This window comes from Shewanella sp. TC10, from assembly GCF_009663145.1.
GTDB lineage: Bacteria > Pseudomonadota > Gammaproteobacteria > Enterobacterales > Shewanellaceae > Shewanella.
In genome coordinates, this window is sequence record NZ_VKHR01000029.1 from 1 (window position 1) to 16,700 (window position 16,700).

At 40.6% G+C, this 16,700-nt stretch carries 12 protein-coding genes and 1 pseudogene; 10 read left to right on the top strand and 3 right to left on the bottom strand.

Annotated elements, in window-relative coordinates; all coding sequences use genetic code 11:
• The coding region (locus FNZ24_RS11360) for a permease (protein ID WP_194945050.1) at nt 1–365 on the bottom strand (365 nt) is incomplete at its 3' end.
• Between the two features lie 24 nt (nt 366–389).
• Nucleotides 390–842, bottom strand: a complete 453-nt coding sequence (gene zntR / locus FNZ24_RS11365; RefSeq protein WP_153914639.1) for a Zn(2+)-responsive transcriptional regulator — start codon at nt 840–842, stop codon at nt 390–392.
• A 319-nt stretch (nt 843–1,161) separates the two neighbouring features.
• Between zntR and purH the strand changes: the two genes are divergently transcribed.
• The 5 genes and pseudogenes from purH to FNZ24_RS11390 all read left to right on the top strand — a co-directional run bounded on the left by purH (nt 1,162) and on the right by FNZ24_RS11390 (nt 9,170).
• Nucleotides 1,162–2,751: a bifunctional phosphoribosylaminoimidazolecarboxamide formyltransferase/IMP cyclohydrolase gene (gene purH, locus FNZ24_RS11370; RefSeq protein ID WP_153914602.1), complete on the top strand. Its 1,590-nt coding sequence runs from the start codon at nt 1,162–1,164 to the stop codon at nt 2,749–2,751.
• 83 nt (nt 2,752–2,834) lie between these two features.
• Nucleotides 2,835–4,136 (top strand): phosphoribosylamine--glycine ligase, encoded by a 1,302-nt coding sequence (gene purD / locus FNZ24_RS11375; protein WP_153914603.1) that lies wholly within the window; start codon nt 2,835–2,837, stop codon nt 4,134–4,136.
• A 171-nt stretch (nt 4,137–4,307) separates the two neighbouring features.
• Complete coding sequence (locus FNZ24_RS11380; RefSeq protein ID WP_153914604.1) at nt 4,308–4,712, top strand: hypothetical protein; 405 nt, start codon at nt 4,308–4,310, stop codon at nt 4,710–4,712.
• Nucleotides 4,713–4,882: 170 nt separating this feature from the next.
• Nucleotides 4,883–4,984: pseudogene (locus FNZ24_RS11385) on the top strand (IS110 family transposase); the annotation flags it as partial.
• 2,380 nt (nt 4,985–7,364) lie between these two features.
• Nucleotides 7,365–9,170, top strand: a complete 1,806-nt coding sequence (locus FNZ24_RS11390) for a M61 family metallopeptidase (RefSeq protein ID WP_153914605.1) — start codon at nt 7,365–7,367, stop codon at nt 9,168–9,170.
• Nucleotides 9,171–9,290: 120 nt separating this feature from the next.
• Here the strand turns inward: FNZ24_RS11390 and rdgC are convergent, their stop codons facing one another.
• Nucleotides 9,291–10,202, bottom strand: a complete 912-nt coding sequence (gene rdgC, locus FNZ24_RS11395; RefSeq protein WP_153914606.1) for a recombination-associated protein RdgC — start codon at nt 10,200–10,202, stop codon at nt 9,291–9,293.
• A gap of 344 nt (nt 10,203–10,546) precedes the next feature.
• Here rdgC and FNZ24_RS11400 point away from each other — a divergent pair, with 344 nt between their 5' ends.
• The 5 genes from FNZ24_RS11400 to FNZ24_RS11420 all read left to right on the top strand — a co-directional run bounded on the left by FNZ24_RS11400 (nt 10,547) and on the right by FNZ24_RS11420 (nt 16,613).
• Nucleotides 10,547–11,503, top strand: coding sequence for a porin (locus FNZ24_RS11400; RefSeq protein WP_153914607.1), 957 nt, complete (start codon nt 10,547–10,549; stop codon nt 11,501–11,503).
• A 216-nt stretch (nt 11,504–11,719) separates the two neighbouring features.
• On the top strand, nt 11,720–12,409 hold the full coding sequence (gene phoB, locus FNZ24_RS11405) for a phosphate regulon transcriptional regulator PhoB (RefSeq protein ID WP_102529072.1): 690 nt from the start codon (nt 11,720–11,722) through the stop codon (nt 12,407–12,409).
• 221 nt (nt 12,410–12,630) lie between these two features.
• Nucleotides 12,631–13,929, top strand: a complete 1,299-nt coding sequence (gene phoR, locus FNZ24_RS11410; protein ID WP_153914608.1) for a phosphate regulon sensor histidine kinase PhoR — start codon at nt 12,631–12,633, stop codon at nt 13,927–13,929.
• Between the two features lie 456 nt (nt 13,930–14,385).
• Nucleotides 14,386–15,381 (top strand): hypothetical protein, encoded by a 996-nt coding sequence (locus FNZ24_RS11415; protein ID WP_153914609.1) that lies wholly within the window; start codon nt 14,386–14,388, stop codon nt 15,379–15,381.
• 260 nt (nt 15,382–15,641) lie between these two features.
• Nucleotides 15,642–16,613 carry a PstS family phosphate ABC transporter substrate-binding protein gene (locus tag FNZ24_RS11420; protein WP_153914610.1) on the top strand — a complete coding sequence of 324 codons (972 nt, stop codon included), beginning with the start codon at nt 15,642–15,644 and terminating at the stop codon, nt 16,611–16,613.
• Nucleotides 16,614–16,700: the final 87 nt, after the last annotated feature.

A 16,700-nucleotide genomic window follows, 5' to 3' on the forward strand; every position in this document is an offset into this window, starting at 1 on the left:
CAATCGCTGCAATAACTAGCAGCGATTGGTCGGATAATGGCCATGAATGGGCCAAGCAATACGTAAGATACTGTCACTGAATCAACACCGGTTTCAGGCGTTGATACTAAAAATGAGGTGGTGGCAGCTTTTGAGGCGCCACTGCGGCGTAACCCTACTGCTGCAGGTATAACACCACATGAACAAAGAGGCAGCGGAGCCCCGATCACAGCAGCTTTAACAACTGTTTTTAACCCATGACCGCCCAATTGTTTTTGCATCCACGCCATCGGCACAAACACTTTTAACAACCCAGCAAGTATTAAGCCTAATAATAACCAAGGCGCTGACTCTAAAAATAATTCTACAAAGTTAGCAAATAACATCTTTTGCCCCACTATTTCTTGCGACTATGAATTTTGCATTGCAGCGTGATGCTCAGCTTTAGGCTGCAATTCTTTATCTGATGATTCTAATGCTTCTAATATTGAGCAATGTTCAGCGCTTTCAGGTCCACCGCAACAAGCTTCAGACAACTTACTCAGTGAGCTCGCAAAGAACTCAAGTTCAGCAATTTTGGCTTGTACTTGCTCAAGTTTGATATCCACCATGCCCTTCACATCAGCACAGGCCCAATTTGACTTATCCAGTTCGATGGATAGCAACTCAGCAATGTCACTTAAACTAAACCCAACCGCTTTAGCACGAACAATAAAACGCAGCTTTTCAGCATCATCTTGACTATACAGTCGATAACCCGAATCAGAACGGTTAGAAGGCGCTAATAAACCGTGCTTTTCATAAAAACGCAGCGTATCTGTTTTTACTTCAAATAACTTTGCAAGCTCACCAATTCGATACATATTCTTACCTGCCAAATTGAATCCGATCTCAATGTATAACACTCAGTATAAACCTTAGAGTTAAATCCAAGGTCAAGGGTTTTATAGAATAAAAATACCCTCTTTACTTTGTTCTTATTTCAATATTGTGAAATCGCGCAGAAATTTCCCGAAGTAAAACGGATTACGTTAAAATACGCGCGCTCGAGTACGGCTCACTAATAAAAAATATCGGGATGTACATCGTAGGAACTTTGGCAAAGCAGACTTCTCGCAACTGAGTTGGAGTAATTCTCTTTTGCCAAACTTCCTTAATATAAATAGTGGACACTGTACCTACATGAATACTGTCAGACCTATTCGTCGCGCGCTGTTAAGCGTATCTGATAAAACTGGAATGCTTGAGTTTGCCCAAGCACTGCATGAGCAAGGCGTAGAATTACTTTCTACTGGCGGCACCGCTAAGCTTCTTGCTGATAATAATATTCCAGTGACCGAAGTCTCTGACTACACAGGTCACCCTGAGATCATGGATGGTCGTGTTAAAACTCTGCACCCTAAAGTACACGGTGGCATTCTTGCTCGTCGTGGTATCGATGAAATCGTGATGGAACAAAATGCCATCAAACCAATCGACCTTGTTGCGGTTAACCTTTACCCATTTGCATCTACTGTTGCAAAAGAAGGTTGTACCTTAGCTGACGCGGTTGAGAACATCGATATTGGCGGCCCAACTATGGTTCGTTCTACTGCTAAAAACCATAAAGACACTACCATTGTTGTTAATGCTAGCGACTACGGCCGCGTCATTGCAGAAATGCAAGCAAACGAAGGTAGCACCACACTTGAAACTCGCTTTGATTTAGCGATAGCAGCGTTCGAGCACACTGCGGCTTACGACGGCATGATTGCGAACTACTTCGGTACTATGGTGCCAGCACACAGTAAAGATGAGTGCCATGAAGATTCAAGCTTCCCGCGTACTTTCAATACTCAGCTAATCAAAAAGCAAGATTTACGCTACGGTGAAAACAGCCATCAAAAAGCGGCTTTCTATGTTGATAGCAACATTGATGAAGCATCTGTTGCCAGTGCAACACAATTGCAAGGTAAAGCACTGTCTTACAACAACATCGCTGATACTGACGCTGCTCTTGAGTGTGTTAAAGAATTCGAAGGCCCAGCTTGTGTCATTGTTAAGCACGCAAACCCATGTGGTGTAGCACTAGGTGACAATATTCTTGAAGCTTACGATCGCGCTTTTAAGACTGACCCAACATCAGCGTTTGGCGGCATCATCGCGTTCAACCAAGAATTAGATGCAGACACTGCGAAAGCCATTGTTGACCGTCAATTTGTTGAAGTGATCATTGCGCCAACAGTCAGCCAAGCAGCACGTGAAATCGTGGCAGCAAAGGCTAACGTACGTTTATTAGAATGCGGTCAGTGGAATACCAAAACCACTACTCAAGATTTCAAACGTGTTAACGGCGGCTTATTAGTTCAAGACCGCGACCAAGGCATGGTTGATGTAGCTGACGTTAAAGTGGTATCAAAAATTCAACCAACTGCTGAGCAGCTAACTGACTTAATGTTCTGCTGGAAAGTGGCTAAATTCGTTAAATCTAACGCGATTGTTTACGCTAAAGATGGCATGACTATCGGTGTAGGCGCTGGCCAAATGAGCCGCGTTTATTCTGCAAAAGTTGCTGGCATTAAAGCGGCTGACGAAGGTTTAGTGGTTGAAGGTTCAGTGATGGCATCAGATGCCTTCTTCCCATTCCGTGACGGTATCGATGCTGCAGCTGCAGCGGGTATTAGCTGTATCATCCAACCGGGTGGCTCAATCCGCGATGAAGAAATTATCGCAGCAGCTGACGAGCACGGCATTGCCATGGTATTTACTGGCATGCGTCACTTCCGTCACTAAATAGCACTTGAATAGAGCAGCCTAATTTGGCTGCTTTTTTCTTTTTTAAAAGATTATATTTTTAATTGTTTGAGGGTGAATCAATGAGAGTCTTAGTAATTGGCGGCGGCGGACGCGAGCACGCACTGGCATGGAAAGCTGCACAATCACCACAAGTTGACACTGTATTTGTCGCGCCAGGAAATGCGGGCACGTCTTTAGAGCCAAAACTAGAAAACGTCGATATTAAGGTTGAAGCGATTTCAGAGTTAGTTAAGTTTGCTCAAGACAACAAGATTGAATTAACCATCGTTGGCCCAGAAGTGCCATTAGCACTGGGTGTAGTGGATGCTTTTAACGAAGCGAAATTAGCTATTTTCGGCCCTACTCAAGGCGCTGCACAGCTTGAGTCTTCAAAAGCTTTCACTAAAGACTTTTTAGCGCGTCATAACATCCCAACTGCTGACTACTCAAATTTCACTGAAATAGACGCTGCGAAAGCTTACTCAGTTGAGTTAACAGCTAAAACAGGTTTCCCTGTTGTCATTAAAGCTGACGGCTTAGCTGCGGGTAAAGGCGTAATTATCGCTCAAGACCAAGCTGAAGCAGATGCGGCAATCGAAGACATGCTAGCGGGCAACAAGTTCGGTGAAGCGGGTTCTCGCGTTGTCATCGAAGAGTTCTTAAAAGGTGAAGAAGCCAGCTTTATCGTCATGGTAGACGGCAAAAACATCTTAGCCATGGCATCTAGCCAAGACCATAAAGCCCGCGATAACGGCGATTACGGACCGAACACGGGTGGCATGGGTGCATACTCACCAGCCCCTGTTGTGACCCAAACTGTACACGACTGGACAATTGCCAACGTTATCCGTCCAACGGTTGATGGCATGGCAGCTGAAGGCAATGTATACACTGGTTTCTTATACGCAGGCTTAATGATCGCACCTGATGGCAGCGCAAAAGTACTTGAGTACAACTGCCGCTTTGGCGACCCAGAAACACAACCAATCATGATGCGTCTACAATCAGATTTAGTTGAGCTTTGTTTAGCAGCCACCCGTGGTGAGCTTGATAAAGTAACAGCGGAATTTGACTCACGCGCAGCAGTAGGTGTTGTACTTGCCGCAGGCGGGTACCCAGATGCATACCGCAAAGCTGACGTGATTGACGGTTTATCTTTAGGCGACAACAACGCCAAAGTATTCCACGCTGGCACAGCAATGAAAGACGGTCACGTTGTAACAGCAGGCGGCCGCGTATTATGTGCTACTGCGTTAGGTAATACAGTTACCGAAGCACAAGCAAGCGCATACGGTCTAGTCGATGCCATCCACTGGGATGACGTCTACTTCCGCACTGATATTGCCTACCGTGCGATTGCACGCGAGCAAGGGAAAGACTAATTATTTAGTTTGTACTTGTTGTTGAAGCGATAGAAAAGATCCCTGTGATGGCAACTAATGCCAAAAATCATAGGGATTTTTTTATGCAGATAATTTCTATGCCATCAAAGTTAGAGTGTGCTAATTTAAATAAAGAAATGAGCTTTTTCAGCAGTTAGGGATAACGAATTTATGATTAAATTAAGCCAAGCATTTGGAATATTATTGCTGTTGCTAACTTACAACGTAAGTGCGAGTGGCTTACCAAGCCTTTTATCCGATGCTAGTGAACCTCACTTCTCAAGTGTGATTAACGATATTTATACCGAATATTCTCCCATTGAAAATGATATCCCTGAGTTACTCAATTCACCTACCGAAGTATCTAGAAAAATATTCATCCCTGATGACAATTTTACATTCAGCTGTGGTGGACTTAGCTCCTACAAATCTGATTATAGAGCTATTAGTATTAGTTATACCGTGCAATTTCAGCTCAGTACGGAAACATGGATACCTTTAAATGGCAAAGTACAAGAGCAATCATTTTGGCAAGTAAACCCTGTCAAAAATACTGCTGTTTGGGTTAACAAATAAAATAGTTATTACTAGATTGAAAGTTTGAACCAATCATATGAATTGAGAGCATCAAGAAAATCGCGTGAGTCCAGACATGGATAATGGAATGGACCCATCCACTTTTAATCGGCCTCGCAATGGGCCACGATGTAGTTGCTAAAACTCATCAGAAAGAGGACGGGTCCACTATGAACATTACTACAATTGGTCTTGATATCGCAAAGTCTGTTTTTCATTTTGTTGGCGTTAATAAAGCCGGAAAGCTCGTCAAAAAGAAGATAATTAAGCGAAAWTGASYTAKTACTTTTTCTTGCTCGGATGATACCTCTTTGCAAAGCATGGGTTAAATTCAAATATAAAGGTTTGAAAAATATAGCCGCCGGAGCAAAGTTCAAGGTCCTAATACTGACGTAAGTATGGCCTACATTGATACTTTTAGCAGCGGCTAACGCATATTGAACAGTTTCAAATAATAACTCGTTGGTTAATCTTAAGTCTGGGTTTGCGAGCAAAGGTAAATTAATGTGGCCAATGACACACTCAAGATTAACCTTGTTGGCTGAAGAGTTATCTGCAGATGACTTTTCTTTAGCTAAAGGTTCTGGAGATAAGTGACTTAATGAAGAGTAGTTTGGCACATTGGCATTGATTGATAATGCTTGCTGAGAAAGTACCTCTGATATTTGAGTTAAGGTATCTTCTGGGGTAAAAGACTCGGTAAAACAGAATGCAAACTCACCAGGTTTAATCAGATATACTTTACTGTTTAATTGGGATTCAAAATGATTGATTAAGTCTTCAGTGATGATTTTAGTTTCTGTTAACCCAAATTGAATATCTATGTCTGTTAATTGGTTAACGCTCAGTAATGCAATCGTTTTTGGCGCCGTGTTGTCGGACATGCAGGCTAACAAACCTTGAAAGCCTTTAAGTTGTGTTTGAGGTTCTTGTAACACCTGGGCGGCCATTAAGCTTTTTTGATGTTTCACCGTATTCAAACGTTTTAAGCTATAAAGCCAAGCAAATGACAGGATAAAGATAGTCGCAAGCAAAATAATGATAGCCATTTGCTGATCTTTACTGCTTTCGATATAAGCCGTTAGTTTGTGCTGATAAACGTTTATTTCAAACTTTAACTTTTCTTCGGTCAAACTTGAGTTAAACGCTTCTGCAACAGGCTCTTCTTGAGTGTCCTGTTTCATTTTAACCAATCTGTCCATCATTTCTAACGCAGCAGGGTAATTGTTCTCTTCACGATAGGCTGTGGCCAGATAATTCAGGGCTTCTTCTTGAGCGTCAGATAATTGTTTTGAATCTGCAATAATTAATGCAGCGACGCCATGTTCAATTGTGCCTTTCCAAAGAGATTGCTCTGACATCACTTGAGCAAATAAAAGTTCGTTATATACAAGGTAATGTAAGATGTTTTTTTGTCTAAATATGTCATTCGCCATCTGCAAATAATTTACCGCTGAATCGTAATTCATCAGGTGAAGGTAAGCTTCGCCTATATTATGAAAATTCAGTGCTTGGGCTATTTGTCTGTTATTTTTCTCATCCAGTTGTTGAGCATTGAGGTAATAGTCGATTGCTTTATTCCATTGCTCCTGATTGGCATAAACCATAGCTATTACTGTCATCGCTTTAGATTGAAGTGCTTCATAGCCTAACTTTTGAAAGCTAATCGCGGCTTCATTAGCATTTTTTAAAGCTTCATCCCATTGGCCTAAATCACGATAAGCGCGTGATAACTGAAATTGAGTTTTAGCTTGAATGACAGGGTAATTTAACCGGTTTGATATTCGGTATGCTTCACTATGGTGTTGCAGGGCCTTAGCCAGTTGATTACGGCCAGTGTAATACTTTCCTAAAGCGGTTTCTGATTGTGCAATAAAGTAATCATTTCGTAATTGATAAGCTATTTCTCTATAGCGTTTATAGTGATAAAGGGCTTGGGTATCTTGCTTGAGGACCGTATGTAAGGAGCTTAAACCATCATGAATGACAAATTGTAGCGTGAGACTTTGAGGATCCCTTAAGCTATTAATTTTGTTGATGGCTTCCTTAAACAAAATAATCGATTGCTTATACTGCTGATCTTCACGGCCTCTAATCCTAGCTTCTAAAAGCAAAATAACCGCCTCGTTCATGGGAGTGGTCGCGATAGATTCAAGTTGCTGAGTCAGTAGTCTTGCTTTTTCAGTTTTATCTTCAGTTTTTACTGCTGTTTCGATAAATAAGCGCGCTAATGTTTCCAAGTCGGCATGCAAATCTTCAGGGCGATACTTCATTGAGTCTGCAACGGCTTCAAACTCTGCCACGTTATTAAATGAAAGAGGAAATTGAGTTTTGCGGACGAGTCGCTCATATAGTGCATGCGGCGTTTCTCTAAACTCAATTTCGCGCTGCAGATGATCTGCAGCATGAGCAGGTGAAATCACAATAGATAACAACAAGGCATAACTAATTAAAATGAATTTTTGCATGAATGATTAACAGCCTTATTATTATTTTGTAAGCTTTTGTTGGAAGTAGGTGGGCGAATAATCGCTGTTGTTATAATATCATTTGTCAAAGTGTAAATTTATGACTGAATATTTGTATGATATTGAAAACACATAACTACAATACATAAAAACATAACAAGAATAATAACAGAAGGAATGTATAGTGAAAGTCTCAAAATTGGCTATTTTTACTGCAGGAGTATTTTTTTCAGCAAGCAGCTTAGCTGAAGTGAATTACCAGATTGATTTAACTCAACCACAACACCATCTCGCAAAAGTCCAAGTGAGTTTCCCTGAATCTTCATCTGATGTACTCACCGTTAATCTACCAGTGTGGCGGACTGGTAAATACGCAGTGCTTCCTTTAGCTGATGGTATCCGACTGTTTGACGCCACTGACAGCAAGGGTAATCCGTTAACTTGGCAGAGAAGCGCCACTGGCGAATGGAAAATTAACTTAACTAAACCGACTGAAGTTAACGTTACTTATCAACTATACGCTAATGATTTAGGGACTCGCGTACGCCACATTGATGGTTCTCATGCTTATTTAGATGCCAGCGGTGTGTTTATGTATAGCCCAGAATTTAGAGACGATAATGTTAAAGTGTCGATGAATGTCCCTAAAGGCTGGAACAGTTACTCAGGTATGGAACAAGGGAGAAAGTCTCACTCATTTGTGGCTGATAATTATGATGTGCTAATTGATTCACCCATTGAGACTGGTATTAACACACATTATAGCTTTGAAGCCGATGGAAGAGACTACGAACTGGTTTTTTGGGGCGAAGGTAATTATGACCCTCAACAAGTGGTAGAAGACCTAACCAAAATTAGTAGTACAGCTAATGTGATATGGGATGATTATCCTTTCGAGCGTTATGTTTATATGGTCCATGCAACCAGCGGTGCACGCGGTGCAACCGAGCATTTAAATTCTACCATTATTCAGCTGCCACGCTTTAATTTCAGAGAGCGCAAAGATTACCTTCGTTTTATCAGCACCGCTTCTCACGAGTTCATTCACACTTGGAATGTTAAAGCATACCGCCCACAGGGTTTGGTTCCTTACGATTATCAAGAAGCCAGTATGACAGAGCTATTGTGGATGGCTGAAGGTTCAACAAGTTACTTTCAAAATCAGTTGTTGCTGCGCGCTGATGTGATTACGCCAAAAGAGTTTTTTGCTGATTTGGCCAAGCGGGTTAACAGCAATATGCACAAACCGGGCAGAGAAATCCAATCGGTATCGGAGGCTAGTTTAAACGAGTGGACGAATACTGGTGGGGATTATGCCATTAACCACGGGGTTAATATCTACTCTGAAGGCTACTTAGCTTCGTTATCATTAGATTTTAATCTCCTTGAGGACACAAATTTAGCGCATTCTTATCGGGATGTTCATCGTCAACTTTATCGTGATTTTAAATTACCTAAAGGTTATAACGTTGATGATGTTAAAGGTATTTTGAAAAATTTATCGGGCAAGGATTACCAAGCTTGGTGGCAACAACATATTACGTCACCGTTTAGTTTAGATTTTGATTCACTATTAGCACAAGCGGGCTTAGTCATTAGTTTTGGTGAGAAAGAAGAGGCTACGATTTACAGTGGATTAAAGCTTACTGGTGCACATAACGATTTGACGCTTGCTCACGTTAGCCGTAATAGTCCAGCGTGGAATGCAGGCATTGTTGCTGGAGATGAAATCGTCGCCATTAATGGATTAAAAGTGACTGCTGCAGGATTTAAAAAACGTTTAGAAGACTTTAAACCAGGTGATGATATTTCAGTGTCTTTATTCAGTAACGATCAACTAAAGCAAGTGACTTTGACATTGAAAGAGCAGCCAAAGGGTGATCTTAGTATCAAAGGACTTAAAGACGCGAGTAAAGAGCAAAAAGCTTTCTTAAAAGCGTGGCTTGGAATTGATTGGCCATTTGATGAGTCTGGAAACTTTATCAAATAAGCTGACTTAAAGAGCTTCAAGTGAATAAAAGCCCCCATAACCTAGGTTATGGGGGCTTTAAAATACAGGCCATTAACTTCTAAATAATAGCTTTTAAATGATTACGGTTAAAACCAGCAATTAAATATTTTCTTCAATTGGGCCTAAAGCTTGTTTAATTGAATTAATAAAGGCCACAAGCTCACCACCCATAAGGGCAAAATCAGCATCCAATTTTGCAAGAGGGTCTTCTGTGCCCACATCATCTGTTGCAGCTCTAAACTCTTCAGAAAATTTAAGGCGCTTAACACTCGCATCTGATTGTAATAAAAAGGCAATAGACTGACCAAAGTGAAGTGCAAGCTTATGAACTTGCTTACCTGTCGCTAAATGCGCAAGTACTTCATCTTCTTGAAGAACTTGTTGTTTAAAGCGCACAATGCCGCCTTCATCAGAATCTGACTTTAGCTCAGCTTCATCTTGCATCTCAAATGGTTGTGGCGAAGCGCCATTACGTAACCACTCTGTAAGGGTGGTTTCAATTGGCGTAGTGAAGTGCAATGGCACAACAGGAAGACTGCCCAGTGCCTTACGAAGTAAAGCCAGCAATTCTTCAGCCTTAGCTGCACTAGAGCTGTCCACAAGAATCATCTCGAGTTCAGGCATGATAAGCGCATGAGTTTGGCTACGACGAGAAAAAGCTCGCGGCAGTAACGTCATGGTTATCTCTTCTTTCATCGCATCTTTTTCTTTCTTGGTCACTTTGCGGCTTTCTTGATCTTCGATCATTGCCACTTTTTCATCCATGGCTTCTTTAATCACTTGGCCTGGGAGAATTTTTTCTTCTTTAGTGACACAAATAAGGTGGCGATTCTCAGCGCTGTGCACTAAAGCCTGACCTTTTTTACCTAAGGCATTGGAAAAACCAAACTTACTGATGTCTTGGCTTGAACAAGGAGAAAAGGTGAAGTCTTCTAAAGCTGTCTCGAGAGCCTCGGTATCGGTAGTGAAAGGCTTATTGAAACGATAAAGGGTGAGATTTTTAAACCACATATAAGGCGCTCATCAAAAATTAAAAATGCAGTTTACGGTATCACAGCGCTGGGGTAAACCATCATATCTAGGATGAAAGATTGTCGCTAAATCAGAATTCATTAAACTGTCATAATTGTGTTTAATTGAGTTTAATTCTTTTAAAACAATATCTTGTTTGTTTCTGTTGGCGTTTAATTTAGCTTTGGCTGAATATAATTACTGGATTGAAATATTTCTGCAACAAAACACGTGCAGAATTCGCCTCGTTCCCAAGCTATTGGTTAGCAGTATCCTGTTAGTTCCAGCCAAATAGCAGCAAAAACTAGGTGTAAAACACCAATAAATTATGTCTAAAGGATGAAATGATGAACGCTTTTTATAAAACTCTAGTTGCTTCAGCTATTGCTACTGCTACGCTTTCAACTGCTCACGCTGCAGAACCTATTGAAGTATATGGTAAGTTAAATGTTACTGTTCAGTCTAACGATGAAGGTGATGGTTCAGTTACAGAAATTCAAAGTAATGCGTCTCGTTTTGGTGTTAAAGGCGGATTCGAATTAAGCGACTCTTTAGAAGCGTTCTACACAATCGAGTATCAAGTTGATACAGGTAACGCAAGCTCTGATAACTTCACAGCGCGTAACCAGTTTGTTGGTTTAAAAGGTAACTTCGGTTCTTTCGCAGTGGGTCGTAACGACACTTTGCTTAAAAAGTCACAAGGTAAAGTTGACCAATTCAACGATTACTCTGGTGATTTAAAAGCACTTTTCAAAGGCGAAAACCGTTTAGCGCAAACTGCGACTTACTTAACGCCTAAGTTTGGTGATTTCCAACTTGGTGTAACTTACGCAGCTGAAGGCGATAGCAAGCAAGATGAGGATGGATTCAGCCTTGCAGCTATGTACGGTGATTCAGGTCTTAAAAAGACACCAGTTTATGCTGCTGTAGCATATGATTCAGAAGTAGCAGGTTACGACATCGTTCGTGGTACTGTTCAAGGTAAAATCGCTGGTTTCGTACTTGGTGCTATGTACCAACAAGAAGAAGAAGTTGATAGCGGAAACAGCATTGATGGTTACTTATTAAGTGCAGCTTACAAAATTCAACAAGTGACGTTAAAAGCACAATACCAAGACATGGAAGACAAAGGTGATTCATGGTCAATCGGTGCTGATTACTCACTAGGTAAGCCAACTAAACTATTTGCTTTCTACACTGACCGTACTTCAATTGATTACGTTTCAGATGACGATGGTGATGTGAGCGAGTTCTCAATCGATGAAAGCTACTTCGCAGTAGGTATCGAACACAAATTCTAAACTAGGTCGTTATTAATAACGATTTAAGCAGAATAAGTTAATATCACAAAGGAGGCGTAAGTCTCCTTTGTGTGTTTTTAAACAATGACCTATGCTAAAACGTGATAGATTTATGACAAAAATATGATTTTATAGACCTTATTAGCTTTAAGATCATATTTCTGTAATAAAACTGACCAATAATACTCATGCGGCAAATTACTCACAGAAAATATTATGACAGCTAAGATTTTAATTGTAGAAGATGAATCAGCCATCCGAGAGATGCTGACCTTTGTTATGGAACAACACGGCTTTACCACTTCTGCTGCTGAAGATTTTGATTCAGCGATAGATTTACTGCAAGAACCTTATCCTGACCTAATCCTATTGGATTGGATGTTCCCTGGTGGCAGTGGTATACAATTAGCTAAGCGTTTAAAGCAAGATGAGTTCACTCGCCAAATTCCTATTATCATGCTTACTGCTCGCGGTGAGGAAGAAGATAAGGTGAAAGGGTTAGAGGTTGGGGCTGATGATTACATCACTAAACCATTCTCTCCTAAAGAGCTTGTGGCACGTATTAAGGCAGTATTACGTCGTAGTGCGCCAACTCGTTTAGAAGAAACCATTGATGTGCAAGGATTGCTACTTGATCCTGTCAGTCATCGTGTATCTGTCGGTGAGTCTGTACTTGATATGGGCCCAACAGAATTCAGATTACTGCATTTCTTCATGACACATCCTGAGCGTGTTTATAGCCGTGAACAGCTATTAGACAATGTTTGGGGGACTAATGTGTATGTTGAAGATAGAACGGTTGATGTGCATATTCGTCGTTTACGTAAAGCGGTTGAAGACTCTGGGCATGATAAATTAATCCAGACTGTTCGTGGTGCGGGTTACCGCTTTTCGACCAGAATGTAATCACTCATTAAGCCGCGCATAAAATCACTGCTGAATAAGATTGTTTAAAAATGAAACACACAGGAAGTGTTGTTTCAAATTCACAATTATTCGGCAGTTTTTTTAACAATTGGCTATAGTCAGTGACATGATTTTCAGCTATCTTGTGAGCCATTATTCTCCTACCGACAATTAGGTAAAAATCCGCTAAGGGATTATTTACATTAATTTTTAGGCTGCCTATGTTTCGATCTTATTCTGGATCCCGATTGCTCTTACGTCTCTTTGGAATACTATTCTTTTTTGCGTTAATCGGTTTCATCATTGATCAAGTTGTACTGACTATAATAGTTGGCAGCGTAGTGCTTTTAGTTTGGCATTACCGACAAATTAGTCGTCTTAATTATTGGTTGTGGAAAGACCGTAAGTTAACTCCTCCTCAGGGGTCTGGTAGCTGGGAAGGCATTTTTAATGGTATATACCGTCTTCAAGGTAAAAACCGTCGCCGAGTAGGTCAATTAGCCTCATTACTTAGCCGCTTTAGACAAGGCGCTGAAGCACTTCCCGATGCCGCTGTGGTATTGGACTCTGAACATAATATTCTTTGGTGTAATAAACTCGCACAATTGATATTAGGCTTTGTGTGGCCACAAGATAGTGGCCAGCGAGTGGATAACCTCATTCGTCATCCTGATTTTTCTGAGTATTTAAAAAAAGGTGATTTTAAAGAACCTTTAGAAATTGCATCTCCAGTATCTGAACAGCGTTTATTAGAGATACGCTTAATGAGTTATGGAGATAAGCAATTACTGTTAGTTGCTAGGGATATCACCCGTATTAATCAATTAGAAGGCATGCGCAAAGAGTTTGTTGCAAACGTTTCGCACGAATTGAAAACACCGTTAACAGTATTGCAAGGCTATCTTGAAATCATGCAAAGCATGGAAGAGCCTGATAGCATGAACCATAAGCCATTAAACTTAATGCAGCAGCAAACCCGTAGAATGCAATCTATGGTTGAGCAATTATTGGCGCTTTCTCGCATTGAAGACGGTGCAGATATCGATTTAGAACAAACGATTAATATGCGTGCAATGCTCGATATATTAAAAGATGAAGCTTCAGCTCTGGCGCTAGATCAATATGAACTGTCATTCTATGCTGAAGATGATTTAGATTGCCATGGCAATGAGGTGCAACTGCGAAGTGCTTGTACCAATCTGATTTCGAATGCGATTCGTTATACCGAACCAGGCGGTAAAGTATCAGTGCGCTGGGAGACTGTCCCTACCGGAGCAAGATTCAGTGTTACCGATACAGGACTAGGGATTGCACCACAGCATATTAATCGGCTAACAGAACGTTTTTACCGAGTTGATAATGCGCGCTCGAGCAAGACCGGCGGTAGCGGTCTCGGCTTGGCGATTGTTAAACATTCGCTTAACCATCATTACACTGAACTTAATATTACCAGTGAACCTGACAAGGGCAGCTGTTTTAGCTTTATTATTCCAACCCATTTAGTGGTCAATAAAAACTAACACTAGTTTTCACGCCTAGCGGTCACAGCTATTGCTTCACTAAAAAAGCCTGCCCATTTCATTTTGGCGGGCTTTTTTGTGTCTTGACATAATGAACTAAAAAGCAATCCTTTAGGGTGTGATCGGTTTAACATCATAGCTATGCTGATCATTTTTAGTGACTACGAATATAGTTACATGTTTTACAATATGTATCAGCGTTAATGCTAATATCTAACTACATGAAGCGGTTTCATTATTAAGCTATGAACACGCCCCAAAATATTATTGTTGTATAGATTTAAACGTTATTGGCTAATAGATTTAATCGTTATTGCTTTACTGGTTTATTGCCAACCACAGTTAACGCTTTGCTGAGTAAGCAATGAGATTTGAAACTGGTTAGTTTTATCTTACAGACTACAATTGACTCTCATCGCTCTCGCCCCACATACCTCTCAAATGAATGAAATAGTTATGAGCAATTATTTGAATAAAACCCTTGCAGTTAATATCAGTACAAATCAGCTAAAAAGCTTTTGTCGGCTTGTTGTTACCAGTTTTGTCCTGTTTCACTCGGCAAAAACAGTTGCTGCAGCACCTGATCTTCAGGCTGCCGTCAACCAGCAAACAAAACCAGCCCATTGGAGCGGTTTACCTTTATTAGCAGAGGAAGCAACTAAGAGGGGGCATGAGTTACCTTTGCCAATTGGTGTGAGCTTGTTTTATAACAATATTGATGCAGATTATGTTGCTGATAATGACTTTCAGGTTCAAGTGGATGGCGGCCTTTTAGGTTTTCGCGGGCCTAATGATTATGTGATACCTGCTGAAGACGTCAGTATTACAGGAAGCGACAGAAGTGTGCAGCTAAAAATTGATGCTTGGATATTACCGTTTTGGAATGTTTATGCATTACTAGGCTACACAGAAGGACGTAAAGATATTCGAGCAAAGCTAGATAATGTTGAAGGCTTACCTTGTGATGATGCGTGTAATGGCATTGTATTGCCAATCCCTATTGAGTATACCGCTAAAAATTACGGTATTGGAACTGTGCTTGCTGGGCAGATAGACCCTATTATCGGAGATACTCCTGTAATTGTCATGGCAGTAGGTGCCATCGTTAATGCGAATACTGATACAACGGATAGTGTCATTAAAACTAAGCTTGCCTCGATAAGAGTCGGTCAGCGATATGATATTGGCAGTGATAAACTTGCTTGGTTTTTGGGGTTTAGCCATCAAAGTGTGAATCAGAATGTGACCGGAGACTATTCTTTTGTGGGCACTGATTTAGCCCCGCTGATGGAAGAGGTTAAATTTGATATTGATCTAGCGAAGAAAGAAACTAAGAATATGTCAGTGAGTCTTAATTACGACTTTGGACATCGTAATGAGTGGAACCTTTATGCTGAATACGGCTTTTTAAATTGGCAGCATCTTATTATAGGAGTAGGGCGCAGGTTTTAATCGAATCGAACATTATTTGTCATAATGATGCATTCAATAAAATGAAATATACAAGTTTTAGGTTTATGTTTTAACCGTAAGTTGTTGATTTAATAGACGCTATCTGTGTTGTAAAACGTTTGGGAAAGATTGTGTCGTAATTGTTTTAAATGTTGATTGTCATACAACTGTCACATATTAGTCATAGACTTGTCATCGAATCAATTGATACTGAGCGTGTCTTAAATAACAACGCTAATAATTAATACCGGAGCATTAAAATGAAACTTAAACAGCTAGTTGGCACTATCGCCTTTGCAGCAGCTGGTGTTTTTTCAGCATCATCAATGGCAGCAATTGATAAAACATTACCTGTATATGAAAAAACAAGTGGTGTTTCAGGTAACTTGTCATCAGTTGGTTCAGACACGTTAGCAAACATGATGACGTTATGGGCTGAAGATTTTAAACATATTTACCCTAACGTTAATATCCAAATTCAAGCTGCAGGTTCTTCTACTGCACCACCAGCTTTGACTGAAGGTACTTCACAATTCGGCCCAATGAGCCGTCAAATGAAGCCAAACGAAGTTGAAGCTTTTGAAAAACATTACGGTTACCAACCAACAGCTATCCGTGTTGCTATCGATGCCTTAGCAGTATTCGTGCACAAAGATAACCCAATCGAAGGTTTAAGCATTGACCAAATCGACTCAATCTTCTCTTCTACTAAAAAATGTGGCGGAAATGATGTAAATCGTTGGGGTGATGTTGGTCTCGATGGTAACTGGTCTAAAAAAGATATCCAGTTATACGGACGTAACTCAGTGTCTGGTACATACGGTTACTTCAAGAAGAAAGCACTATGTAAAGGTGACTTCAAAGCAAACGTAAACGAGCAACCAGGTTCTGCATCTGTAGTTCAATCAGTTTCTCAAGGCCTTAACGCTATCGGTTATTCTGGTATCGGTTATAAGACTGCTGGTGTTAAAGCTGTAGCTATCTCTAAGAAAGGCACTAAATACGTTGATGCAACTGCTGCTAACGCTGCAAGTGGTACTTACCCATTATCACGTTACCTATACGTTTACATCAACAAGCACCCTAACAAAGATTTATCACCAATGGATCGCGAGTTCATCCGTTACGTGTTATCTAAGCAAGGTCAGCAAATTGTAGAAAAAGACGGTTATGTACCACTACCACGTAGTGTTGTAGCTAAAGACCTAGAAAAAGCAGGTATCAAGCTTTAATCACTAAAGTGATAATCGCTTAGATTTATCTGACTAATTAAGCCTCATTCGTGAGGCTTTTTTGTGTCTGAAATCCACTCATGTTCG

What these genes read in the sequence shown, in the direction of transcription:
- zntR (WP_153914639.1), bottom strand. Translation starts at nt 842, where the DNA reads ATGTATCGAATTGGTGAGCTTGCAAAGTTATTTGAAGTAAAAACAGAT.
- rdgC (WP_153914606.1), bottom strand. Translation starts at nt 10,202, where the DNA reads ATGTGGTTTAAAAATCTCACCCTTTATCGTTTCAATAAGCCTTTCACT.
- FNZ24_RS11420 (WP_153914610.1), top strand. Translation starts at nt 15,642, where the DNA reads ATGAAACTTAAACAGCTAGTTGGCACTATCGCCTTTGCAGCAGCTGGT.
- phoB (WP_102529072.1), top strand. Translation starts at nt 11,720, where the DNA reads ATGACAGCTAAGATTTTAATTGTAGAAGATGAATCAGCCATCCGAGAG.
- phoR (WP_153914608.1), top strand. Translation starts at nt 12,631, where the DNA reads ATGTTTCGATCTTATTCTGGATCCCGATTGCTCTTACGTCTCTTTGGA.
- FNZ24_RS11415 (WP_153914609.1), top strand. Translation starts at nt 14,386, where the DNA reads ATGAGCAATTATTTGAATAAAACCCTTGCAGTTAATATCAGTACAAAT.
- FNZ24_RS11400 (WP_153914607.1), top strand. Translation starts at nt 10,547, where the DNA reads ATGATGAACGCTTTTTATAAAACTCTAGTTGCTTCAGCTATTGCTACT.
- FNZ24_RS11380 (WP_153914604.1), top strand. Translation starts at nt 4,308, where the DNA reads ATGATTAAATTAAGCCAAGCATTTGGAATATTATTGCTGTTGCTAACT.
- purD (WP_153914603.1), top strand. Translation starts at nt 2,835, where the DNA reads ATGAGAGTCTTAGTAATTGGCGGCGGCGGACGCGAGCACGCACTGGCA.
- purH (WP_153914602.1), top strand. Translation starts at nt 1,162, where the DNA reads ATGAATACTGTCAGACCTATTCGTCGCGCGCTGTTAAGCGTATCTGAT.